Annotated in this window: 20 protein-coding genes; 10 read left to right on the top strand and 10 right to left on the bottom strand. The window is 64.1% G+C overall.

Annotated elements, in window-relative coordinates; genetic code table 11:
• Nucleotides 1-99: 99 nt before the first annotated feature.
• From GR328_RS18330 to GR328_RS18315, 4 genes are all read left to right on the top strand, one after another.
• Nucleotides 100-1,017: a PfkB family carbohydrate kinase gene (locus GR328_RS18330; protein ID WP_160886305.1), complete on the top strand. Its 918-nt coding sequence runs from the start codon at nt 100-102 to the stop codon at nt 1,015-1,017.
• Between the two features lie 50 nt (nt 1,018-1,067).
• Nucleotides 1,068-1,865: an HpcH/HpaI aldolase family protein gene (locus GR328_RS18325; protein WP_160886303.1), complete on the top strand. Its 798-nt coding sequence runs from the start codon at nt 1,068-1,070 to the stop codon at nt 1,863-1,865.
• A gap of 74 nt (nt 1,866-1,939) precedes the next feature.
• A complete protein-coding gene (locus GR328_RS18320) occupies nt 1,940-2,998 on the top strand; it encodes a tagatose 1,6-diphosphate aldolase (RefSeq protein WP_160886301.1) in 1,059 nt (352 codons plus the stop codon).
• A gap of 14 nt (nt 2,999-3,012) precedes the next feature.
• Nucleotides 3,013-3,780 carry an SDR family NAD(P)-dependent oxidoreductase gene (locus GR328_RS18315; RefSeq protein ID WP_160886299.1) on the top strand — a complete coding sequence of 256 codons (768 nt, stop codon included), beginning with the start codon at nt 3,013-3,015 and terminating at the stop codon, nt 3,778-3,780.
• A 407-nt stretch (nt 3,781-4,187) separates the two neighbouring features.
• Here GR328_RS18315 and GR328_RS18310 read toward each other — a convergent pair whose 3' ends face one another.
• Complete coding sequence (locus GR328_RS18310) at nt 4,188-4,898, bottom strand: L,D-transpeptidase family protein (protein WP_160886297.1); 711 nt, start codon at nt 4,896-4,898, stop codon at nt 4,188-4,190.
• Between the two features lie 227 nt (nt 4,899-5,125).
• On the opposite strand from GR328_RS18310, the gene GR328_RS18305 reads away from it, so the two are divergent.
• A complete protein-coding gene (locus GR328_RS18305; protein ID WP_160886341.1) occupies nt 5,126-5,824 on the top strand; it encodes an IS6 family transposase in 699 nt (232 codons plus the stop codon).
• A gap of 68 nt (nt 5,825-5,892) precedes the next feature.
• On the opposite strand, the gene GR328_RS18300 is transcribed toward GR328_RS18305, so the two are convergent.
• A complete protein-coding gene (locus tag GR328_RS18300; protein WP_160886295.1) occupies nt 5,893-9,039 on the bottom strand; it encodes an efflux RND transporter permease subunit in 3,147 nt (1,048 codons plus the stop codon).
• On the bottom strand, nt 9,039-10,199 hold the full coding sequence (locus GR328_RS18295; RefSeq protein ID WP_160886293.1) for an efflux RND transporter periplasmic adaptor subunit: 1,161 nt from the start codon (nt 10,197-10,199) through the stop codon (nt 9,039-9,041). The genes GR328_RS18300 and GR328_RS18295 overlap by 1 nt, the downstream gene beginning before the upstream one ends.
• A 202-nt stretch (nt 10,200-10,401) precedes the next feature.
• On the opposite strand from GR328_RS18295, the gene GR328_RS18290 reads away from it, so the two are divergent.
• A complete protein-coding gene (locus tag GR328_RS18290) occupies nt 10,402-11,103 on the top strand; it encodes a TetR/AcrR family transcriptional regulator (RefSeq protein WP_160886291.1) in 702 nt (233 codons plus the stop codon).
• A gap of 109 nt (nt 11,104-11,212) precedes the next feature.
• On the opposite strand, the gene GR328_RS18285 is transcribed toward GR328_RS18290, so the two are convergent.
• The 4 genes from GR328_RS18285 to GR328_RS18270 all read right to left on the bottom strand — a co-directional run bounded on the left by GR328_RS18285 (nt 11,213) and on the right by GR328_RS18270 (nt 15,491).
• On the bottom strand, nt 11,213-11,581 hold the full coding sequence (locus GR328_RS18285) for a hypothetical protein (RefSeq protein ID WP_160886289.1): 369 nt from the start codon (nt 11,579-11,581) through the stop codon (nt 11,213-11,215).
• A 100-nt stretch (nt 11,582-11,681) separates the two neighbouring features.
• Nucleotides 11,682-12,839, bottom strand: a complete 1,158-nt coding sequence (locus GR328_RS18280) for an RHE_PE00001 family protein (RefSeq protein WP_246215954.1) — start codon at nt 12,837-12,839, stop codon at nt 11,682-11,684.
• A gap of 148 nt (nt 12,840-12,987) precedes the next feature.
• A complete protein-coding gene (gene hmuQ / locus GR328_RS18275; protein WP_160886287.1) occupies nt 12,988-13,326 on the bottom strand; it encodes a heme-degrading protein HmuQ in 339 nt (112 codons plus the stop codon).
• A gap of 38 nt (nt 13,327-13,364) precedes the next feature.
• Nucleotides 13,365-15,491, bottom strand: a complete 2,127-nt coding sequence (locus GR328_RS18270) for a TonB-dependent hemoglobin/transferrin/lactoferrin family receptor (RefSeq protein WP_160886285.1) — start codon at nt 15,489-15,491, stop codon at nt 13,365-13,367.
• A gap of 237 nt (nt 15,492-15,728) precedes the next feature.
• Between GR328_RS18270 and hemP the strand changes: the two genes are divergently transcribed.
• Genes hemP through GR328_RS18250 form a run of 4 tightly spaced genes read left to right on the top strand, consistent with a single transcriptional unit; the run spans nt 15,729 to nt 18,704 of the window.
• On the top strand, nt 15,729-15,905 hold the full coding sequence (gene hemP, locus GR328_RS18265) for a hemin uptake protein HemP (RefSeq protein ID WP_160886283.1): 177 nt from the start codon (nt 15,729-15,731) through the stop codon (nt 15,903-15,905).
• 14 nt (nt 15,906-15,919) lie between these two features.
• A complete protein-coding gene (locus tag GR328_RS18260) occupies nt 15,920-16,783 on the top strand; it encodes a heme/hemin ABC transporter substrate-binding protein (protein WP_160886281.1) in 864 nt (287 codons plus the stop codon).
• The gene (locus tag GR328_RS18255) at nt 16,780-17,862 is read left to right on the top strand and encodes a FecCD family ABC transporter permease (protein WP_160886279.1); all 1,083 of its coding nucleotides are present in this window, start codon (nt 16,780-16,782) and stop codon (nt 17,860-17,862) included. The genes GR328_RS18260 and GR328_RS18255 overlap by 4 nt, the downstream gene beginning before the upstream one ends.
• On the top strand, nt 17,859-18,704 hold the full coding sequence (locus GR328_RS18250) for a heme ABC transporter ATP-binding protein (protein ID WP_160886277.1): 846 nt from the start codon (nt 17,859-17,861) through the stop codon (nt 18,702-18,704). The genes GR328_RS18255 and GR328_RS18250 overlap by 4 nt, the downstream gene beginning before the upstream one ends.
• A 31-nt stretch (nt 18,705-18,735) precedes the next feature.
• Here GR328_RS18250 and GR328_RS18245 read toward each other — a convergent pair whose 3' ends face one another.
• The 3 genes from GR328_RS18245 to gph form a co-directional block, all read right to left on the bottom strand.
• Nucleotides 18,736-20,853 carry a hybrid sensor histidine kinase/response regulator gene (locus GR328_RS18245; protein ID WP_160886337.1) on the bottom strand — a complete coding sequence of 706 codons (2,118 nt, stop codon included), beginning with the start codon at nt 20,851-20,853 and terminating at the stop codon, nt 18,736-18,738.
• Between the two features lie 184 nt (nt 20,854-21,037).
• Nucleotides 21,038-21,667: a histidine phosphatase family protein gene (locus tag GR328_RS18240; RefSeq protein ID WP_160886275.1), complete on the bottom strand. Its 630-nt coding sequence runs from the start codon at nt 21,665-21,667 to the stop codon at nt 21,038-21,040.
• A gap of 26 nt (nt 21,668-21,693) precedes the next feature.
• Nucleotides 21,694-22,362: a phosphoglycolate phosphatase gene (gph, locus tag GR328_RS18235; protein WP_160886273.1), complete on the bottom strand. Its 669-nt coding sequence runs from the start codon at nt 22,360-22,362 to the stop codon at nt 21,694-21,696.
• Between the last annotated feature and the right edge of the window lie 68 nt (nt 22,363-22,430).

Below are 22,430 nucleotides of genomic sequence, written 5' to 3'. Positions count from 1 at the left end.
AGCGCGCCACATCCTGAACGGAAACATAATTCTGGGATTGACAACCGCAATACGGACCAATTAGTCATGAATTCCGAAATACGGAATTAAGGTCCGGCAATGAGAAAACCGACTGATCCAGCCCGTGTGCTTTGCGTGGGCGTGGCCGTTCTCGACAACATGTTTGCCATCGATCATTTCCCTGCCGAGCCCACCAAAGTTTTCGCGCAGGATTTCCGGCAGGTGGGCGGCGGCCCCGCTGCCAATGCAGCCGTTACCATCGCCCGTCTCGGAGGGGACGTTTCCCTTTGGGCCCGAGTCGGTGACGACGGGATTGGGGCCGGCGTTATCGCGGAGCTGGCCCAATACAACGTTGACACGTCCACGATCCGCCGCGTTCCGGGTCGTCGCACGGGCGTCTCCGCCGTCATGGTGGACGATAACGGCGAGCGTTTCATCATCGCCTTCGCGGACCGAGAGCTAGATACCGACCCGTCGTGGCTTCCCAGTGAGCTGCCCAGGAACATCGACACGGTGCTGTGTGACGTGCGCTGGCCCGCTGCATCGGAAAAGGTTCTGCGCATGGCGCTCGAAAGCGGCATTCCGAGCGTCCTCGACGCGGACCTGACCAACGACGATGCGGTCGAGCGGCTCATCGGTCTTGCTTCTCATGCAGTCTTCTCCGCTCCGGCCCTACGGCGCCTTGCGGGGACGGACGACATCGAAGGCGGCTTGCGCGCAGCTCAGAGCCGGACGAAAGGCATCGTCTCCGTCACCCTGGGAGCGGACGGGTTCGCATGGCTGGAGCATGGCGAAGTCCGCCGCGTGCGCGCCTTCCCGATCGAAGCCGTGGACACCCTCGCCGCAGGCGATGTCTTCCATGGCGCCTTCGCGCTCGCCTTAGCAGAGGGGCATCCCACCGAAGGTGCGGGCCGCTTCGCAGGAGCAGCGGCGGCCTTAAAATGCACGCGCTGGGGCGGCCGGGCCGGCATCCCGACCCGCGAGGAACTCGACGGATTCATGACCGAAAGGGCCTGACGTTCAGGCGCACGAACACATTTCTCCAACACTTCAAGACGAGAAAGAGAATGACCGAGAAGGAAACGCTCACAAAGAAACTCCGCTCCGGCAAGCCGACCTTCGGCATGACGATGTACAGCGGCTCGAACGCTGCCATCGAGATTGCCGGAAACTGGGGCCTTGACTTCGCCTTCATCGATGCCGAGCACACGGCTGTGAATGTCGACACCCATTTGGAGAAGCTCATCCTCGCAGCGAAACTCTCCGGCATCGCGCCGCTGATCCGCACGCGCGGCACGATCGAATGGGATATCCGCAAGTCTCTCGAACTCGGCGCGGCAGGCGTCATCATTCCACAGGTCAACACCGCCGAACAGGCCAAGTCCATTGTACGCGCCGCGAAGTTTCCACCCCTCGGTCGACGGGGCGGCGACGCCTCGGTGCGCGCGGCAGGCTTCGCAGGACCAGACTTCAAGTGGTCGACCTACACGCAGAGCGCCAATAAGGAGACTCTCGTGATCCCAATGGCGGAAAGCTTCGAGTTCTTCGACAACATCGACGCCATTCTCGATGTGGAGGGTATCGACGTCATCAATTTCGGACCCGCAGACTATTCTCTCTCTAGGCTCATCCCGATCGACTACTCCATGTCGAACCCGGAGGTGAACGAGAAACTCGACGAACTCATCGAGAAGTGCCACGCCCGCGGTATCAAGGTGATGGCGCCCTGCATTCCGCCAACACCCGAAAACGCAGTCAAGCTCGTTGAGAAGGGTGTCGACATGATCATCCTCGGCAACGACGTGATGTTCCTGAACCAAGGATGCCAGCGCGCCAGTGAGGCCATGAAGGTTGTCAACGGCTGACGCTGGAACGCTCGAATTATCTGCGGCACCCGCCAACCGCAACGGACGGCTGCCGTCTGCATGAAGGAACGGTTATGAAGATCTCAGCAGGGAAGCTCCGCGGTATGCGGAGGCTCGCCGACAATGATGGACGCTTCAAGATGGTCGCCGTCGACCAGCGTCCGCCAATGCTCAAAGCACTCGCCCCGAAACTGGCGCCGCGAGAGCCCGGATACGAGGATCTCGCGAAAGCGAAGGCGACGCTCGCCAAGAAGCTCCTGCCGCTCGGCTCGGCACTGCTGATCGACCCGGATTACGGGTTCAGCGAGGCGGAGGCCGTGATCCAGCCTAGCAAAGGCCTTCTGATCACGCTGGAGGATTTCAACTTCGCCGAGACATCGGAGGGCCGCAAGACCAGCCTCATGAAGAACTGGAGCGTCGGCAAGATCAAGCGCATGGGCGCCGACGGTGTGAAGCTTCTGCTCTGGTACCGGCCCGATGCCACGCAGGATGTCGTTGCGCATCAGAAGAGGCTCGTGCGCGAGGTTGGCGAAGCCTGCCGCAAGTACGACATTCCCTTCCTGCTCGAACTTCTCGTCTATCCGTTCAAGGGATCCCAGGGGCACACCACGGACTATACCGAGGACAAGGAGAAATATCCCGAACTCGTCTTGCAGAGCCTAAGGGATTTTGCGAGCCCGGAATTCGGCGTCGACATCTACAAGCTTGAGAGCCCGGTAGTCGCCTCGGCACTTCCCGATCCGGATGTGGACAGCCCGGAAACCCGTGAGGCGCAGGCTCAGTTCAACCAGATCTCCCAGATCATCGATAAGCCCTGGGTGATGCTGAGCGCCGGCGCAAGCATGGAAGTCTTCCGGCGCGTTTTGACCTTCGCCTATAGGGCTGGCGCGAACGGCTATCTCGCCGGCCGCGCCATCTGGTGGCCATCCTTCGGATACTACCCCGACATCGCCGCCATGGAGCGGCAACTCGACCACGAAGCGACCCGCTACATGAACGAAATTAATGCCCTAACGGTGTCCCTCGCCAAGCCTTGGAGCGAAGCGCCCGGCATCGCGGGCAACATCGAATTGGTAGCGGCTGGGCGTTCCTTTACGAGCGATTACGCCGCCTTTGAAGACACGCATCAATAAGGATTTCTGAAAAGATGCTTGAAGATTTAAAAGGCAAGCGCGTTCTTGTCACCGGATCGAGCACAGGTATGGGGGCGGCCGTTGCCAAGGCGTTCGCCGCGCACGGCGCGCGCGTCATCGTGCATTACAACGCAAGCGCAGGCGAAGCCGAAACCGTCGGGCGGGAGATCCGAGAGGCGGGCGGCGAGGCTTACGTCCTGCAGGCGGACGTGTCGCGCTCCGCTGCGGCGGCGCAGCTGGTGGAGGATACGGTCGGCAAACTCGGCGGTCTCGACATCCTGATCAACAATGCAGGCGCAATGATCAAGCGGTCGCCTCTGCAGGAGCTCGACGACGAGCTTTACGACCGAGTTCTCGACACTAACATCCGCTCGGTGGTGATGACCTCGAAAGCCGCCCTGCCCTATCTCGGCAGGGCGCAAGGCGGCGGCGTGATCATCAACATGAGCTCCATTGCGGCGCGCAACGGCGGCGGGCCGGGAGCAGGTCTCTATGCAGGTGCGAAAGCCTTCGTGCTCAACATCACGCGCAACATGGCCAAGGAGCTCGCGCCCAGCAACATCCGCGTGAACGGCGTTTCGCCCGGCGTCATCATGACCCCGTTTCATGAGCGCTTCTCAAGCCCGGAATGGATCGAGGCGCAACGCAAGACGATTCCCATGGCAAGGATCGGCACACCTGAAGATGCAGTCGGCGTGTTCCTGTTCCTCGCGAGCAACGCCATGAGCGGCTACATCAGCGGCCAGACCATCGAATTGAACGGCGGCCAGTACATGCCTTGAAGGTCGGTTCTCCAAAAGCCCGCCCTTAATCAGACGACGGGCCCGCCGCATGACCAGTGCGGTCGTGGCGCCAGCGGGTGCCAGCATCACGGCGCGAACTAGGTTGGACCGCAGAGAGAGGTGGTCCGAGGCCGCGGGTCCCTCAGCAAACGCCAATGCATTGGCGGGCTGCAGGAACCGCTCCCTATCACCCGATTCCTCGCCAGGGCATGGCCGTCACAATTGACCTCGGGAACAGCTGCGTGTCGCTGGTGCTGGCGTCGCCAACCTGGGTCGTGCGTGACGATAAAGGCCGCGTCGTCGACCTGCAAAGGATCGCCACCCGCACGATCGCTCGGGCTCCAAGAACCGGCCTGTTGTTTGCACTGCCCGCACCGGCAGCGCCTGGACCGGAGTTGGCGCCGTTGCTATGCTGGCAGGACGACCACCTTCGTCTTGACCGGCGTGCGTGAGTACAGGTGCATCATATCCTGAGTGAGCAGGCCGACGCAGCCGCTTGTGATGCCTGTACCGATCGATTCGGCGTCGAGGCTGGCGTAGATCGTGTAGAGCGTGTAAGCGCCGTTCTGGTAGAGATAAAGCGTGCGGGCGCCGAGCGGATTGTCGAGGCCACCGGGCATGCCGCGGGCCCATTTGGCCGCCTCGGGCTGGCGCCGGATCATCTCCTTGGGCGGGGTCCAGGTCGGCCATTCGGCCTTGCGCCCAACATAAGCGTCACCGCTCCACCGGAATCCGTCGCGGCCGACATTGGCACCATAGCGGGTGGCGGTTCCGTCGCCCTCGATGCGGTAGACGTAATAGTTGCCGGGATCGACGATAATCGTGCCGGGCGCCTCTTTGGTGTCGTAGCGGACTGTCCGGCGATAGTATTTCGGGTCGACCTTGCTGACATCGATCGCCGGGATCGGGAATTTCTCATCGGGCACCGGCCCGTAGACCCTCGCCGCCTCGGCGACGCTCATGCCGTCGGAGGTCACGCAACCGGCCAGCCCCAGCGCGCCGATGCCGACGGCCGAGCCGACCAGAAACGACCGGCGGCTGAGAAGCGCCGACCGACGCCCGAGCAAAGCCACCTCGTCTGTCTCGCCGACATCGGCGTTCCCACTGTCCATGATCATGATTTGGCCGTTTCCCATGTCCTGTTGCCCGCCGAGACAATGCTCCGGCAACCACCCGCTGAACGTCTCGTTGGGCTGAGATTGCCGTCACACGGATCACTTGGCAAGCCTGGGCCTTCGTTGCGCAGAGCCTGCCATGCACCAAAATCAGTAACATGCACGGAACCGTCGCAAACTCATCAGTAACTCAGTTCGGTCTATGCCTCCGGTGGCTCCGAAGGTGCGCGATATTCAAGGGCAGGCATTTTGATCGTTCGGTGATCCTGCTGTGTGTCCGGTGGTATCTCGCTTACGGACTGAGCCTGCGGAACTTGGAAGAAATGATGGCCGAGCGTGGCATCTCGGTCGATCACGCGACCATTCACAGATGGATCATTCGCTACTCGCCCGACCTGCTGGAGCGGTTCAATCGGCGCAAGCGCCCGGTCATGAACAGATGGCACATGGACGAGACGTATATCAAAGTCCGTGGGCGTTGGATGTATCTCTGCCGCGCCATCGACAGCAACGGCGATACGGTCGAGTTCCGGTTCAGCGAGAAGCGCAATCTTGCTGCGGCCAAACGCTTCCTGCGCAAGGCGCTGAAGCGCCACAGCCGTCCTGAGCGGATTGTGGTCGACGGCAGCCAGACGAACCGCGAGGCGATCCTGTCTTGCGATACTGCAGATCGACTTCAGAGCAGATCACAGCGTGATTTGGAATCCATTCGCATCCGCCAAAGTACCTACCTCAACGATCGCATCGAGCAGGATCATCGCGCTATCAAAAGGCGCATTCGTCCGATGCTCGGCTTCAAGTCGACTACCACGGCCCACGTGATCCTGGGTGGGATTGAGATGGTTCACATGATGCGCAAGGGACAGGCGAAGTACGCCTGCACTCATCAAACGTCGCTCGCTGAACAGTTCGATCGGCTTGCCGCATAAGCAAATCTGAGCCGCCCAAGGAGCTTTCCATCCGCATGCACAAATTGCGACAGAGCCCTCCTGTCGGCTCATGAGGCCTCGGACGGCGTCACGGCTGGCAGAGCCTCGTCCTCGTCCCTGGGCTTCGGCTGGCGCCATGCGATCAGGCGGTAGAACATCGGGATCAGGAAGGTCGCAATGAAGGTCGCCGCCAGCATCCCGCCGATGACGCCGGTCCCGATGGAATGGCGGCTGGCGGAGCCGGCACCAGTCGAGATGGCGAGCGGCACGACTCCCAGGATGAACGCCAGCGAGGTCATCACGATGGGGCGGAACCGCAGCCGTGCGGCGTCGATGGCAGCCTCGACCGCGCTCACCCCCTCCTGCCGCCGGAGCACCGCGAACTCCACGATCAGGATCGCGTTCTTGGCGGCCAGCCCGATGAGCGTGACCAAGCCGATCTGGAAATACACGTCGTTGGTCAACCCCCGCAGCCAGATCGCCACGAGAGCGCCGAACAGCGCGAACGGCACCGCCGTGATCACCGCCAGCGGCAGGCTCCACTTCTCGTACTGCGCCGCCAGGATCAGGAACACCATGACCAGGCCGAAGATCATCGCCTGGGATCCGGTGCCGCCCGTTTCCAGCTCCTGATAGGCCGAACCCGTCCAGGCGATCTGGAACCCCTCTGGAATCGCCTCCCGCGCCAACTCCTGCATGGCGGCGATTGCTTGCCCGGAGGTGTAGCCCGGGGCCGGATTCCCGGTCACCTTGGCGGCGTTGAAAGCGTTGAAGCGCTCCAGCTGATCGGGGCCGATGACGCGCTCGACGCTCACCAGTGTGCTGAGCGGGATCATGCTGCCAGACCCCGCCTTGACGAAGACGTGCCTGAGATCGTCCGGCGTCTGACGGAAGTTCGATTCCGACTGCAGCATGACGCGGTAGTTGCGCCCGAACAAGGTGAAGTCGTTTACGTAGAGGTTGCCGAACGTGCTCTGCATAGCCTCGAACACCGAGTTGATCGGTACGTTCAGAGCCTTCGCCTTCTCGCGATCGAGATCGATCTTGTACTGCGGGACGCTCGTATCGAACGTCGTGCGCACGCCGGTGAGTTCGGGGCGCTTGGAGGCGGCCTCGACCAGTTTCGCGGTCGCCGCCGCGAGATTGGCGACGCCGCTGCCTGTGCGGTCCTGGAGATAGAGCTCGAAGCCGCCCGTGGTGCTCAGGCCCATGATCGGGGGCGGATTGAAGGCGAGGACCATGCCGTCCTTGATGCCCGCATTCATGCCAATGAACGGCCCCGCCAGCCTACGGGCATCGAGTTCCGGCGCTCGGCGCTCGTCCCAATCCGTGAGCGACACGAAGGAGGTGCCGGCGCTGGTCTTCTGGCCGCCCGAGAGCAGATCGAAGCCCGACACTGCAAACACATTCTCCACCGCCGGATGGTTCCGGAAGTTGTCGCTGGCCGTGCCGACCACCGCCTGGGTGCGGCTCAGCGAGGCCGCCGGAGGCAGAATCGCGACGCTGAACAGAACGCCCTGGTCCTCGTCCGGCACGAGCGAACCCGGAATCGTCATGAACAGGTAGGCGGTCGCCCCGACCACGCCGGCCGAGATCATCAGGCCCACCGCCACGCGGCGGACCAGGAAGCGCACGCCGGCCGTATAGCCGGCGGTGAGCCGGTCGAAGGCGCGGTTGAACAGGCGGAACGGCAGGGCCGGCTGCTGATGACCGGGCTTCAGGATCAGCGCGCACAGGGCGGGCGTGAGGGTCAGCGCCACGATGCCGGAGATGGTCACCGAGATCGCGATCGTGACCGCGAACTGCTTGTACATCTCGCCGGCCAGGCCACCCATGAAGGTGACGGGCACGAACACGGCGCAGAGCACCAGCACGATGGCGATCACCGGGCCCGTGACCTCGCCCATGGCCTTGATGGCGGCCTGACGCGGGGGCAGATGCTCCGCGGTCATGATGCGCTCGACGTTCTCCAGCACCACGATGGCGTCGTCCACCACGATGCCGATGGCCAGCACCAGGCCGAACAGGGTCAGCAGGTTGATCGAGAAGCCGAACATGTACATGCCGGCGAAGGTGCCGATGATCGAGATCGGCACGGCGATCACCGGAATGAGCGTAGCACGCCAGTTCTGCAGGAACAGGAACACGACGGCGACGACGAGGATGATCGCCTCGATGAAGGTATGGATGACCTCCTCGACGGAGACCTTGATGAACTTGGTCGTGTCGAAGGGAATTTGATAGTCGATTCCTTCGGGAAAAGCCTGCTTCAGCTCCTCCATGCGGGCGGTCAGCGCCTCCATGGTGGCCAGCGCATTGGCGCCGGGCTGGAGGTAGACCGCGATCGGAACGGCCGGCGTGCCGTTGAGTTCGGCCGTGACCGTGTAGCTCTGGGCGCCGAGTTCGACCCGGGCGACATCCTTCAGGCGCAGCGCGGCGGCGTTCGCGTCGGAGCGCAGGATGATGTTCTCGAACGCCTCCTTGTCCGGCAGGCGGCCCATGGTCGTGGCCGAGTAGGTGAAGGCGACCGACTTGTCGGTGGGCTCGTCGCCGAAGCGGCCGGCGGCGAACTGGGCGTTCTGCTCGCGGATGGCGGCTGCGACGTCCGTCGGCGTCAGGTTGAACTGGGCGAGCTTGTCCGGCCGCAGCCAGATGCGCATGGAATAATCGAGAGAGCCGAGCGCCGAGGCGTCGCCCACGCCCGGGATGCGCTTGAGCTCGTCGATGACGTTGAGAAGCGCGTAATTGCCCACAAAGGTGCGATCGTAACGCGGGTCCGTCGAGAACATGGCGACCATGCCCAGGATCGACGTCGAGCGCTTGGCGACGGTGACGCCCTGGCGGGTCACCTCCGAGGGGAGGGTCGGAGTCGCGCGCTGGACACGATTGTTGACGTCGATGGTGGCCTGGTCCGGATCCGTGCCCAGGGCGAAGGTCACGGTCAGCTGCATCGTGCCGCTGCTGGAGTTGGAGGATTGCATGTAGAGCATGCCCTCCACGCCGTTGATCTGCTGCTCAAGGGGGGCCGCCACGGTCTGGGCGACCGTCTCGGCACTGGCGCCCGGATAGGTGGCGCTCACGACCACCTGCGGCGGCGTCAGTTCGGGATATTGGGCAATCGGCAATGCCCGGATCGCCAAGGCTCCCGCGAGAACGATGACGATCGAGATCACGGCCGCAAAGACCGGCCGGTCGATGAAAAAGCGGGAATTCATCACTTCACCGCGACATTCGTGTGGGTGGAGGCCGAGGCGGTCACAGGGGCTCCGGGACGCACCTTGATGACGCCTTCCGTGACGAGCCTGTCACCCGCCCGCAGGCCCGACGACACGACCCAGCCGCCCTCGGTCTGACGATCGAGCTGAACCGGGCGGACCTCGGCCTTGCCGCTCCCGTTGATCGTATAGACGAACTGCCCCTGCGGTCCCTGCATCACGGCAGCCTCGGGGATCACGATGGCCTCGTTCAGGGTCAGGCCGGTGACGGTCGCCCGCACGAACTGGCCCGGCACGAGGCGGTGATCGGGATTCTTCACCACGGCGCGCGCCTGCAGGGTTCCGGTTTCGGTGTCGATGCTGCTCGACGTGAAGTCGATGGTGCCCTCGTGCTCGTAGACTTCGCCATCCCCGAAGGCGATCTTCACCTTGAGGTCCTTCGCTGGAGCGCCCTCGTTCTGCGCCTTCAGGAGGCGCCGGATCTCTGCGCCTTCGCGATCGGCGAAGGCGAAATTCACATAGACGGGATCGAGCTGAGTGATCGAGGTCAGCAGGCCGCTGTCGCCGCTGGTCCCGATCAGGCTGCCCTCCGGTACCTGCTCCAGGCTGGTGATGCCGCCGATGGGGGCTCTCACATGCGTGTAGTCGAGGTTGAGCTGAGCGGTCTGGACCTGTGCCCGGGCTGCTGCGACGGACGCTTCCGCAAGTTCCTTCGCCGCGATGGCATCGTCCCGCGACTTCTCGCTGCCCGCGCCCCTTGCAAAGAGCTGCAAGGCGCGTTCGGCATCGCGCTTGGCCTGGCTGAGCTGCGCCTGAGCCTGCTGGAGCTGCGCCTTGGCCCGGGCCAGCTCCGCCTCGAAGGGTGCGGGATCGATCTCGAAGAGCACCTGATCGGCTTTGATCTGCGCGCCTTCGGTGAAGTTCCTCTTGAGCAGGATGCCGCCGACGCGGGCTCTCACCTGCACCTCGCGGAACGCCGAGATCCGGGCCGCGTACGAGTATGTGACGGGAACGCTCTTCGCCTCGATTCGGGTCACGGTCACCTGCGGCGGCGGAGCCTGGCCTCCTCCCGGTTGCTGGGCGTTCGCAGCCGCGACCGGACCGAGGAACAGAGCTGCAGACAGAGAGATAGCGGCTGCCGGGAAATTGGTTCGGATCATCGGTGGAATCGTCACGACTCTTGAGAATGGTGCAGCGCATATAATTATTGACTGACCGGTTAGTCAATATTAAATCAACGAATTGTCGGCTGTTCCGGTAGAGCTTGAGGGCGGCCGACCGAACTGCCTGACCGATCCCTGTTGACGCATCGACTGCGCCCGTAAGACCTTGGTGATCCCTGCCGGAAGAGGTGAAACACTAATGCCGACGCACCCGAGCGACGAAGAGCGGGAGACGAGGGATTCGGGTAAGGCCGGCGCTGTCAGGACCCGCCGCAAAGCCGAACGCCCGGGCGAGATCCTGGAGGCGGCCTTCGAGGAATTCGTTCAGAAGGGCTATGCCGCCACGCGCTTGGAGGACGTCGCCGCCCGGGCCGGCGTCACGAAGGGCACGATCTACGTCTACTTCGAGAACAAGGAGCAGGTCTTCGTGGCCATGGTCCGCGAACTCTCGCGGCCCGTTCACGTTCAGGCCGAAGAATTCGCCGAGAGCAGCGCCTCATCGACGGCGGAGTTCCTGCGCGCCTATCTTTGCTTTCTGTACCGGATCCTTGCGACGGACCCGCGAGGCCGGGAGATTTTCCGTCTGCTGATCGCCGAGGCGAACCGCTTCCCCGAACTGATCGACGAGCATCATCAGAACTTCATGGGCCCCGTGGTCAGACGCCTGCGTCAGAGCCTGGAGGACGGAGCCGAGAGAGGTGAGATCCGCCGCTCATCGATCCTGGAGTTTCCGGAGCTGCTCCTCTCGCCGGCCCTGTCCCTGAACATCTCGATGCTTCTGTTCTCGGATCGCCGGCCCATCGACATGGAAAGGCATTTCGAGATTGCAGTGGATCTGCTGCTCAATGGCCTCCTGCAGAGGCCGGCCGGGAAAGCCGATCAGCCCGGGCAATCCTCCTGAATCGGCTGCATTCTCAAGAAACCGATGGTCATCGGCCCCGTCCCGGCAACCGACCGCGGAAATCTGACAAGCGTGCCGGATCACGATTCCCGGCTTCCCTGATGTCAGGTCAGACGCCCTCGATCCGCGGCGTCGCCGGTCCAGCGCGAGCGGGCGCTTCTCCGCTGCTTTCGCGCGGGGCGGGTGCCTTCAAGGGAGCCTTGGGGTGGACGGGTGGCTGGCGGCCATGATCTTTGGTGACGCTCGGGCTTCCGCTGGCCGCCCCGTGGTCCATGCGCTGTGCGACAATCCGGCGCATTCGGGAAAGCGCCTCCTGAACCTCAGGGCGTTCGGAGACATCCTGGGCCGGGAACTCGTGTCGGCACAGGCGGCAGGTCAGCTCCGCCCCGAACTGGAGCTTCCGCAAGCGGACCTTGAACAGCTTCCGGCATTGCGGACAGACCAGATCGATCCGTGTGCTACCGTGATCCTCAAACAACCGCCATCCTCCCCTTCAGCCCCGTCCAATCTTCCTGAAGCATGGCAGTAAGGCGAGAGCGAGGCACTGCCAGTGCCGTCCGGCGACTTCTATACGACTTCTATACAATGCCCCAGGCACGATAACGGGTCCGGCCGGTGAGCTCGCGCGGCAGGGCACCACCCAGCTGCGCCAGCATCAGGTCGACGGCCTTGGGAGTGACCTTCAGGAGCTTGGCGCTCAGCGGCACCGTCACCAGAGGGCGGGAGAGGAACAGCTCGACGAGGTCCGGCAGCCTCGAATTCGAGCGGCACTTGGCGGTGACGCGCGACATCAGATCGCGGGCCAGGATCAGCCGGTCCAGATCCTTGTTGCCGATCGCGACGGCCTCCTCCACAACCGCACAGAAGCCCTCGACCTTCTCGAGCACCCCTTCCCTCCCCTGCGGCCGGAACCTGGACTGCTTGAATCCCGCGGCCAGCGGCAGCAGACGGCTGGTCAGACCCCGCGCGCGCAGGATCGCAGCCGCCACGATCAGGCCGAGCCACGGCAGGCGGGTGTAGAGGTTCAGGTCGAGCCAAGCGTTCCAGGCGACGGCGGCGGCCGCCACGGCCGGCCAGTGGGAAGTGCGCTTGACCACATCGAGCCAGAGATCCTCGTTTTCCGCCTCATCGTGATCCGGATCGTAAACGAAATGCGGGCGGCTCCTCGGCAGCGGGGTCTCGCCGGCCAATACCCGATCCGTGCGCTCGAGCAGGGCATCGATCTCGGCGAAATGCGCCTTCCACGGATCGGCATCGTTGGCAAAGGACAGGTCGTCGTCCTCGCTTTGCGGATCCGGTTTTCTCTTTCGCCGCCCCTGATCCACCTCCCCTCGCATGGGGCCGATCCCGCGCAGGGCGGCCAGGCCGTCGATCGACAGAGGCCAGGGTGTCGGCCGGGCCAGGGCGGTTCGCCTCGCCCGGAGAGCCGCGGCGGCGCGCGTGAGCTCATGCGTGGGGTGGCGCACGTCCATGCCGGCGTCGTGCAGCACGAGATCGCCGACGTCGACGAGATGTCCGTCCAGGATGATCGCCCGCACGGCCTCGGTCATGTCGCAGCGCGACTGCCAGCCATCCGACAGGCCGGACGCCTCCACCCGGGCGTCGAAGCGCAGGATGGCGATGGAAATCTCCTCCAGTCGGCCGGCGACCCTTTCCCACGGCAGATCCGGGAGATCGTAGGCGCGAAGCGACGGCCGCTCGTCGTCGAACTCCCCTCCCCTGCCTCCGAAATCCATGCGGCCCCTCATCGTCAAGTTCTTGACCGGCAAGGCATAGCTCGTCGAGGCGAAGCAAAGCAAGCCTTCCCTGCGACGAGGTCTGAAAGGGGGCCATTCGCGCCCCCTCTCCGCGCGGAGGAGTCCGTTCGCGGATCAGGCCATCTCTTCACTCCGCCGCCTTCGGCAAGGGTTCGACGGTCTGGATCACCTCGAAACCTTCGAACTCCGGGTGGCCCAGGGTCAGCGGCTTGTTGGAGCCGGTGCTGGCGCGGGTATGCGAGGCGCGGAACTGCTCCGAGCGGGTCCAGGCCTCGAAATGGGCCTTCGAAGCCCAGACGGTGTGCGAGGAATAGAGCACGTGATCCTCGCGCTCCGGCCCGCGCAGCATGTGGAATGCGACGAAGCCCTCGAGTTCGTGCAAATAGCTCTCTCGCGTGAGCCAGCGTTGCTCGAATTCCTGCGCGGCGTCCTTCAGGACCTTGAAGCGGTTCATGGCAATGAACATGGAAAGGATCTCCTTGGGATCGGTTGGGGAAGCGACAATCAACGGCTGGCGAACTTGACCGTCAGCCCGAACTTGGCCGTGAGGCCCGAACTCGGCTCGCTGTTCAGATACTGCGTGTATTGCCGGTCGAAGAGATTCTGGATGGTGATGTTGCCGCTGATGTTCTCATCGTAGCGGTAGGATGCGAACAGATCGACGAGGCCGTAGCCTGCCGCCGGGTTCGTGACGCTCTCCTTGCTGCCGTCGACGAGAGTCAGACGCGTGCCGACCGTGAGCCTGCTGTCGAACAACCTGAAGCCGAGCGTCGTGCTGACGCGGTTCGGGATGACGGAGTTCAAGGGATCGCCCGTGACGTCGTTCTCGCCGTCGATGATGGTTCCCGCGACGGTCACGAATCCTCCGCCCCAATCGTAGGCCGCTTCGAGTTCCGCTCCCTGGAGCCGGGCTCGCGCGATGTTCTGGTACTGCTGATCCTGAACACCAATGAGGCAAAGGTATGGAGCAAAGGCGCAGGCTTCGACCGGCATGCCCGGAACGACCGGCACGTTGTAGACCGGCCCTACCGCAACCGAATCGATGTAGTCGTCGATCCGGTTGTGGAATACCGAGACCTTTGCGCGGAAGCTGTCGCCGGCCGTCCAGACATCGTCATACTGCACGTTCACGCCGCCCTCCAGGTTGTGGGCGACCTCGGGCCGAAGCAGCGGGTTCGGCAGAATGTTGAAGACCGGGAACGGGTGGGAACCCTGGATCAGGGTCTCCGTGATCGACGGTGCGCGATAGCCTTCCGCATAAGTGCCGTAGAACTCGATGCCCTGGATCGGCTCCACGCCCACCGTGATTTTCGGAGAGACGCGGGAGCCGTCGGAGCTGATGCCGCCGCCATCCAGCTCATAGGTATCGAAGCGCAGGGCGCCAATGGCGCGCAGCCAGGGTGTCATCCGCACCTCGTCCTGAATGAAGCCGCCGATCAGGCTGCGCTCTCCGGAGGGCGTGAAGGCCGATCCGTATCCGCCCGCGCGATCGACCGTTGCGCCCTGGTCGCGGGCGCCATCGATGCCCAGGGTCAGAGCATGGGCGAGACCGAAGGCTTCGAACCGAGAGGTGTTGCTGATGTCGAAGCCGAGCGTCTCCTTGCTGTAGTCCAGGCGGTCGCCCGGACGGACTCCCAGGAAACCGTAGGTTCGGCTCGGCGTCACCACGCGCTTGCTGTTCTCCGTCGTGGTGTAATAGCCCTTCACGCTCAGATCGAGCCAGGGATTGTCGGGCCGGCTGAAACGATAGCCGAGGGTGTAGGTGTTGGCGGTGACGTCGTTGCCGAAACGGGTTCCTGCGCCGGTGTCGCCGTTGTTGGTGAAGGTATAGTTCTGCAGCAGGGCGGAGCCGCTCAAGGTGTGGCCGTCCGCCGGTGAGACGTTGAACTTGAACAGGCCGGACATGAGCTCGGAATCGGAATCCTTGATGCGGTTGCCGTCCCCGTCGCGGTAGGTGTCGGCATTGCGGTAAACGAACTGGCCGAACACGTCCGCGGCCGTGCCGATGCGCGCACCGACCATGCTGTTGGTGACGGCGCCTGCCCCATTCGTCCCGAATCCGAGTTTCTGCACCGCTCCGTATCTCTCGTCGGGAGCCAGGATGTCGTCGATGGTCCGCGTCCGGAAGGAAACGACGCCACCGATGGCGCCCGATCCATAAACGGTGGAAACGGGCCCACGCACCACGTCCACCTGCCCGATCAGCTCGGGATCCAGATAGAAAGTGCCATTCGCGCCGTGGCCGCTCACCTGATAATCCTGCCGGGCCCCATCGACGAGCACGTTCACGCGGCCGAAATCCTGCAGACCGCGAATGTTCACCGCCTGCCCGGGATCGGTGCCCGTCTCCTGCACGGCAACGCCGGGCACGCCCTGAAGAATGTCCGAGACGCGGGAAGACCGGAGCAGATCGATCTGCCGGCGCGTGACGACGCTCGATCCCGCCAGATCGTCGATCACCTTGTCCTCGGTCTTGCCGGAAGTCACCGTAATGGTGTCGAGCTCCAGCACGGTCTCCTCCTTCTGCGCGGGCTGCGCCTTCGAGAGCGAGGCACCCAGCAGAGGCGCCAGAACGAGGAGAGCAACGGGTGATGTAGACGCGCGAAGTCCTTCGCGCAGGAAGGTAATCATCCTGACGATTCCAGTCTTTCGTGATGCTTTTTCTTGATGACTGGCTGGCTCGCGTGGAAATCGATCTCACGCTGGCTGGCTGCTCCGCCCCTCCCCAAGAGAGGGGTTTACATCCGATAGCCAAATCAAGTAACTGCGTCAATACTGACTAGTTACAACGTAGTTTTACATGTTTCTAAACTGCGAATACATAGTCAGATTAGACTTGCTCCAACTTAGAACAAGTAAAGACTGGGAATGATCGTGCGCAGTCCACCGCAGCCTCCGGCTCCCAAGGCCGACAGGGCCGACTCCATAAAGGAGGTCGAAGTCGCGAGCCTGATCGGAACGGGGCGCGAGGTGGTGCTGCTCCACAGGGGCGAACGCTACCGCCTGCGCGTCACCGCGAATGGCAAGCTGATCCTCACAAAATAGAAGGTTGCCCCTTGATGCTGTCCCGTCGCGCGCTGCTTCTCGTTCCGCCGCTTTTTCTCTGCGCCTCCCGATTGCGGGCCAGCCCGGCGCTCCGCATCGTCAGCATCGGCGGAGCGGTGACGGAGATCCTCTACCGCCTCGGAAAGGCCGAGGAGATCGTGGGCGTGGATTCCACGAGCCTCTTTCCCCGCGAGGCCCTCCAGACGAAGGCCAATGTGGGCTATGTCCGTGCGCTCGGCGCGGAGGGTGTGCTCTCGCTCGACCCGACCCTCGTCATCGCCTCCGAGGGAGCAGGCCCGCCCGACACCCTGAAACTGATCGAACAGGCCGGCGTCCCGATCATCCGCGTGCCCGACGAGCCGAGCCCGGCCGGAATTGTGAGGCGGGTCGAGACGATCGCGCAGGCCGTGGGCGCAACCGAACAGGGAGCCGCCCTCGTGAAGGAAATCGAAGCGGGCTTTGCGCAACTCGCCGACGCCCGGGCGCGCGTGTCACGACCCGCGCGGGCTCTCTTCGTCCTGTCGCTCCAGAACGGGCGGCCGCTCGTCGGCGGAGTGGGAACCACCGCGGATGCCATGCTCTCGCTCGCCGGCGCGACCAACGCGGCCTCATCTCTCACGGGCTGGAAGCCCCTTTCGGACGAGGGCCTGATCGCCGCGGCGCCGGAAGCCATCGTCATGATGGATCGCGGTCCCGGAGGCGCAACCTCCGATCCCTTCGTGTTCCCGGCCTTCGCCATGACCCCGGCCGCAAACGGCAAGCGGCTCGTCGTTATGGACACGCTCTATCTCCTCGGCTTCGGCCCGCGCACGCCCGCGGCTGCGCGCGATCTCTTGGCGGCGCTCCATCCCGATCAGGCGGGTGAAGCAGAACGATGACCTCCGTTGCTCTGCATGCCCATCGGATGCGCTTCGGGCCGCATCCCGGCAAACCGCTCCTGCTGGCGGCCCTTGCGGCCCTGGTGCTGCTGGCGAGTTTCGTCGCCTTGGGCCTCGGCGCGACCGGTCTTCCTCCGGCGCGCGTTCTGCGTATCGTGACCGATGCTCTCGCCGACTCCGCGGCGCTGGGGAGCGGCGACGCCCTCATCATCCTGCAAATACGGCTGCCGCGTCTGTTGCTCGGCCTTCTCATCGGCGCGGCGCTCGCCTCCTCGGGCGCTCTGATGCAGGGCCTCTTCCGCAATCCGCTCGCCGATCCGAGCCTCATCGGCGTCTCGGCGGGAGCGGCTCTGGCGGCCGCGACAACCATCGTGCTCGGCGACGCGCTTCTGGCGCCCCTCACCGGTCCCCTGCCCTTCATGGCCCTGCCCGTCGGCGCCTTCGCAGGCGGCCTGCTGACGACGCTCGCGCTCTACGCGATTGCCACTCGCGACGGGCGTACATCCATCCCGACCATGCTGCTGGCCGGCGTCGCCTTCGGCGCGTTCTCGGGCGCGATCATGGGCCTGTTCTCGTATCTGAGCGACGACCGGCAATTGCGCGATCTCTCCTTCTGGTCCCTCGGCTCGCTGAGCGGCGCGACTTGGACGAAGGTCCTGACCGCAGCGCCTTTCATCCTGCCGACGCTCCTGGCCATGCCCGTTCTCGCGCGCGGTCTGAACGCACTTTCTCTCGGCGAGGCGGAGGCCTTTCATCTCGGCGTGTCGGTGCAACGGGTGAAGGCTCTGACGATCATGCTCGTGGCGGTTGCAGTGGGAGCCTCGGTCGCCGCCACCGGCATGATCGGCTTCGTCGGAATCATGGTGCCGCATGTGCTGCGCCTCATGGCCGGTGCCGACCACCGGATGCTGCTTCCGGCCTCCGCGCTGCTCGGTGCGGCCCTGCTCGTCGCCGCTGACACGGTGGCCCGAACCGTCGTCGCGCCGGCGGAACTGCCCATCGGCATTCTCACCGCCGCCATCGGCGCGCCGTTCTTCCTCTGGCTCCTGCTGCGCCGTCCGGGAGGCCTGGGACGATGACCGCACTCCTGGAGGCCGAAGCCATCTCCTACCGCAGCGGAGGCAGGATACTGGTCGACAATGTCGACCTCTCGTTCGCAAGCGGCTCCTTCAACATCGTCATCGGCCCCAACGGCGCCGGCAAATCCACGCTTTTGCGCATCCTCTGCGGCGAACTTCACCCGACCACTGGGTCGATCCGATGGAACGGAGAGCCTCTGCATTCCATCCCGGCATGGCGTCTCGCCCATCGCCGGGCCATGATGCCTCAGGCTTCCGATCTCAACTTTCCCTTCACCGTGTTTGAAGTGGCCAGCCTCGGCGTCGAGGGAACAGGCCGCGGATTGACGCGCGAAGACCGTCAGCGTCTCGCGCTCGACGCCCTCGAAGAGGCCGATGTGGCGCATCTTGCCCTGCGCAACTACCAGAGTCTTTCGGGCGGTGAGCGGCAGCGGGTGCATTTTGCCCGTGTTCTCGCGCAGCTGAAAGCCGGCCAGTCGCTCGAGAGACAACAGGTGCTCTTCCTCGATGAGCCGATCGCAAGTCTCGACCTGAAGCACCAGCTTTCACTTCTTCAGATATCCAGGCGGCTCGCCCAGGACGGGCTTACGGTCGTCGCCGTGCTGCATGACCTGCAGCTTGCCTGCGGCACGGCTGATGAACTGATCGTCATGCAGGCAGGCCGGCTCGTCGCACGGGGAAAACCCGACGCGGCGCTGACGCCGCAAAGAATGGCCGAGGTTTTCGGAGTGGAGTTCGTTGCGCCCGGACCAGCATCCAGCCCGTGGCGTCTGGTGCTGGAGGGGTCCCGTCGCCCGGCTCCGGCCTCCCCTACCGCCGGTTCGGGCCTTGCTGACAGGTGAGAATTCGCTCTGCCTGATCCAGTCCGATGCTCTAGGCACGCGGAAACGACACCACATTCGACGGCTTGCAATTGGGTGTGACCATCGATGCGATTGCGTTCTCCAACTCGTCGCGCTGGAACGGCTTCGTCAAACGGGGGATGGCAAGCCCGGCTCGCTCCGGCAGCTCGGCATGGCCGCTGGCCAGCAGAATCGGCATGCTTGGCCACTTCGTCCGAATTCGTTCCGCCAGCTCCAGCCCGGTCATGCCCGGCATGGCATGATCGGTCACTACGAGATCTATGGACACGTCGGTCCGCAGGATGCTGAGGGCTGCCTCTCCGGAGGATGCCTCTGCGACTGTGTGACCGAGATCCTCCAGCATGGCGGCCGTCCCCATCATCACCAGCGGGTCGTCCTCGACCAGAAGCACTGTGCAGGCGCGGCGGGCCGGGCGCTCCCGCTCATGGCACGGACGGATCTCGGAGACCGGCTCGCCCTGCGGCAGCCAGATCTCGGCGGTCGTCCCCTTCCCTACCTCGCTCTTCAGCCGCAACGTCCCGCCTGACTGGACCGCCAGACCATGGATCATCGAGAGCCCCAGCCCCGTACCCTTCCCGACTCCCTTTGTCGTGAAGAATGGTTCGATGGCGCGGGCAAGGGTTGCTGCATCCATGCCCATCCCGGTATCGCTCACGCAAACGCACACATAGGCTCCCGGACTCAGCACATTGTCCTGTTCGACGTCTTCTGCCCGGGCCGAAATCGTGATCTTGCCGCTGACCGTCATGGCGTCGCGGGCGTTCACCGCCAGGTTGAGCAGTGCCATTTCCAGTTGGTTCGGGTCGACCTTGACCGGCGGCAGGTCGGCAGGGAACCAGGTTGCGATCTTGATGCTCGGGCCGAGCGAACGCGACAGCAGGTCGGTCATGCCGGCGACAAGCCGCGGCACGTCGACGGCCTGCGGAGTGAGATCCTGGCGGCGGGAGAAGGCCAGCAGCCGCTGGGTCAGGGCGGCGCCGCGCTGTGCTCCCTGAATGGCTCCCTCGAGAAGCCGTTTGGCCCGCTCGTCCGTGATGCGTTTGCGCAGGAGATCCAGATTTCCAAGGATCACGGCCAGCAGGTTGTTGAAGTCGTGTGCGATGCCGCCGGTGAGCTGACCGATGCTCTCCATCTTCTGAGCCTGCAGCAGCCGTTGTTCCGCAGCGAGCCGCTGCTCGCTTTCGTGACGCAACTGGACGAGAGCCACCTGCTCGGCCTCGGCCCGCCGCAATGCCAGCCAGGAGACGAGCAGCAGGGTCAGTGCCGAGAGGCCCGCTACCGTGGCATAAACCGCCAGGTTCCGGTACCAGCGCCCGAACACCGCGTCGACGTCAACGCCGGAGATGACGTAAACGGGGTAGGGAGCGACGCGGCGATAGGCATAGAACCGGTCCTCTCCGTCGGTCGTCGAGATCCCTGAAAAGGTCCCTTCGTCCGGCTGGGTAGCGATACTGCGCATCAGGGGGCTCTCCGGCCCCAGGCGCATGTTGAGAGACGACATCGGAGATCGCGCCAGGATGGTGCCGTCCTGGCGAATCAGGCTTGCGGTGTGAGTACCTGGCGGAAATACTTCCTGGAAGAAACGGCTGAAATACTCGGGACTGAGTGCGATGTGGATCGTGCCGGCGAAATGCCCTTCAGGAGTCGATCGGCGGCGGCTGATGGCAAAGGAAAGGGTGCGGGTCGCCTTGCCCTCGAAGGCTGCGCTGATGTAGGTACCGGCATCCCGTTCGCGGTGAACTTCGAACCACTCGCGCCCTGCGATGGTGATGGCGGGGTCCCAATGCTGGCTGCCAGCGAGCACCCTCCCGGCAGCATCGGCGATCCAGATCGAGACTACCTGCTCTAGGGGAACCTTCAACCGTTGAAGGAAACCGCTTGTCTCGAGAGAGGCGATCTCCTCCAGTGTCATGTTCTGAATATGGTCCTCCACCCGCCCGAGAACGAGCTCCACCGTATCCAGGACCTTGCGGGCATGCTCATGCAGGATCGCCGTCGTGCGGGTGATCGTCTCCTCGTTGTCGCGCAGGACCTCCGCCCGGTTCCAGGCCGCCGCAGCCAGAAACACGACGGCCGGGACGAGCAGCGAGGCCACCAGCAGCAGCCGGTGCAGACGGACTGAGGACATCGACACGCAAGGCTCCGATCGGGATCGGGTGGGAATCGGACGGAAACGGGCAGAAATACGGCTGGCGCGTTCCGCCTGTTTAGATTGGAGCCGGGGCGGGGCAAAGCAAGGCCGTCACCCGGGCACTCGATCTTCCTGCCGGTTCGAACCCGAAATGACCGGGTCCATTGTGTCGCACGACGCGCTAGACCGGAGCGTGGTCAAGGCCGCGCGCTCTCAGACCCTCCGGGGAAGGGGCGAAGTTGTATGCGGCAAGGCGCACTCCGCGCGGTTGAGCCGATCGATCGACGTCGAAGATCGTGATGGCGGCAGGAGTGATCGGAGAAAGGCTGAGCGGCGTCAATCCGATCAGGACATTGCAGGCGGCCCGGACCACGCCCTCATGGGCGACGATGACCGCATCTCCCTGGGATCTGGCGAGAGCATCGTCGAGCGCCGCTCCGACGCGGACGCAAAAGTCCTTCCAGCTTTCTCCCATGGGCGGAGTGAAGGATCCGAGACGCCAGTTGCGATAGGCATCCTTGTCGGAGGCTTCGATCTGCTCGATCCAGCGTCCCGTCCAGTCGCCGAGGTCCATTTCGCGCAGGCGCGCGTCGAGATCGAAGCTGGAGAAGCCGAGCAGTTCAGCCGTCCGCTGCGCCCGGCTCAGGTCCGACGAAACGACGAGATCCGGAGGCGGACCGCTGGAGAAGAACTCGGCGGCGCGCTTGGCCTGTTCGATCCCGCGCGCGGACAGGGGAGCATCCGCATGCCCCTGCAGGCGGCGCTCGGCGTTCCACACGGTCTCGCCGTGACGGACCAGGATCAGCTTCATGGATCATGCTTCCGGGAAATGATACGTCATGCGGCAGTCGCGCCTTCGATGATGGGCAGAAGATCCGGCATCGTATCGATCAGACGATCGGCGCCGAGTTCCGCGTGGGGCTTGTGACTGTAGCCGTAGGTCACCGCACAGGCGCGAACGCCGGCGGCGCGGGCCGCCTGCACGTCGTGGTAGTTGTCCCCGATCATGAGCGCGGCCTCGGGTTCCACTCCCAAGCGTTGCAAGGCCATCAGGACAGGAGCCGGATGAGGCTTGCGCTCGGGCAGGGTATCGCCTCCGACCACCGTATCGAAGAAACCGCGCAGTCCGAGACTCTCGAGAATGTCGATCGTCGCCGCATAGGGCTTGTTGGTGACGACGGCCAGCGGCAGCCCGAGACGCTTCAGGCTCTCCAGCGTCTGCGGGACGCCGGGATAGGCCTCGGTGTGGCAGGAAGAGTTGGCTGCGTAGATCTTGAGGAAGCGGGCAACCAGTTCGGGCAGTCGCGCCGGATCTCCTCCGGTCGCGACGATGGCGCGCTCCACGAGCTTGGCGGCTCCGTCCCCGATCATGGATTTGACCTCGGCGAGACTGACCTGCCGAAGGCCTTCCTCAGCCAGCAGGGCGTTCGTCGCGTTCTGGAGATCACGCGCACTGTCGACGAGAGTTCCGTCGAGATCGAAGATGATGGCTTTCAAGGGAATCATGAATCGCTGCTGGAAAGGGAGGGAATCGAGCGTCCGCGGCGGGAGGAGCGGCAATTCCCGTCCTCCTG

This window comes from Microvirga makkahensis, from assembly GCF_009830105.1.
Taxonomy (GTDB): domain Bacteria; phylum Pseudomonadota; class Alphaproteobacteria; order Rhizobiales; family Beijerinckiaceae; genus Microvirga; species Microvirga makkahensis.
This window is presented reverse-complemented; position numbering and strand designations above follow the sequence as displayed.

Excerpts from the sequence above, each read along its gene's own strand:
- GR328_RS18250 (WP_160886277.1), top strand. The coding sequence starts at position 17,859 with ATGACCGCACTCCTGGAGGCCGAAGCCATCTCCTACCGCAGCGGAGGC.
- GR328_RS18240 (WP_160886275.1), bottom strand. The coding sequence starts at position 21,667 with ATGAAGCTGATCCTGGTCCGTCACGGCGAGACCGTGTGGAACGCCGAG.
- GR328_RS18245 (WP_160886337.1), bottom strand. The coding sequence starts at position 20,853 with ATGTCCTCAGTCCGTCTGCACCGGCTGCTGCTGGTGGCCTCGCTGCTC.
- GR328_RS18330 (WP_160886305.1), top strand. The coding sequence starts at position 100 with ATGAGAAAACCGACTGATCCAGCCCGTGTGCTTTGCGTGGGCGTGGCC.
- GR328_RS18320 (WP_160886301.1), top strand. The coding sequence starts at position 1,940 with ATGAAGATCTCAGCAGGGAAGCTCCGCGGTATGCGGAGGCTCGCCGAC.
- GR328_RS18300 (WP_160886295.1), bottom strand. The coding sequence starts at position 9,039 with ATGAATTCCCGCTTTTTCATCGACCGGCCGGTCTTTGCGGCCGTGATC.
- GR328_RS18315 (WP_160886299.1), top strand. The coding sequence starts at position 3,013 with ATGCTTGAAGATTTAAAAGGCAAGCGCGTTCTTGTCACCGGATCGAGC.
- GR328_RS18310 (WP_160886297.1), bottom strand. The coding sequence starts at position 4,898 with ATGATCATGGACAGTGGGAACGCCGATGTCGGCGAGACAGACGAGGTG.
- hemP (WP_160886283.1), top strand. The coding sequence starts at position 15,729 with ATGATCGTGCGCAGTCCACCGCAGCCTCCGGCTCCCAAGGCCGACAGG.
- GR328_RS18255 (WP_160886279.1), top strand. The coding sequence starts at position 16,780 with ATGACCTCCGTTGCTCTGCATGCCCATCGGATGCGCTTCGGGCCGCAT.
- GR328_RS18325 (WP_160886303.1), top strand. The coding sequence starts at position 1,068 with ATGACCGAGAAGGAAACGCTCACAAAGAAACTCCGCTCCGGCAAGCCG.
- GR328_RS18290 (WP_160886291.1), top strand. The coding sequence starts at position 10,402 with ATGCCGACGCACCCGAGCGACGAAGAGCGGGAGACGAGGGATTCGGGT.
- GR328_RS18280 (WP_246215954.1), bottom strand. The coding sequence starts at position 12,839 with ATGGATTTCGGAGGCAGGGGAGGGGAGTTCGACGACGAGCGGCCGTCG.
- gph (WP_160886273.1), bottom strand. The coding sequence starts at position 22,362 with ATGATTCCCTTGAAAGCCATCATCTTCGATCTCGACGGAACTCTCGTC.
- hmuQ (WP_160886287.1), bottom strand. The coding sequence starts at position 13,326 with ATGTTCATTGCCATGAACCGCTTCAAGGTCCTGAAGGACGCCGCGCAG.
- GR328_RS18270 (WP_160886285.1), bottom strand. The coding sequence starts at position 15,491 with ATGATTACCTTCCTGCGCGAAGGACTTCGCGCGTCTACATCACCCGTT.
- GR328_RS18295 (WP_160886293.1), bottom strand. The coding sequence starts at position 10,199 with ATGATCCGAACCAATTTCCCGGCAGCCGCTATCTCTCTGTCTGCAGCT.
- GR328_RS18260 (WP_160886281.1), top strand. The coding sequence starts at position 15,920 with ATGCTGTCCCGTCGCGCGCTGCTTCTCGTTCCGCCGCTTTTTCTCTGC.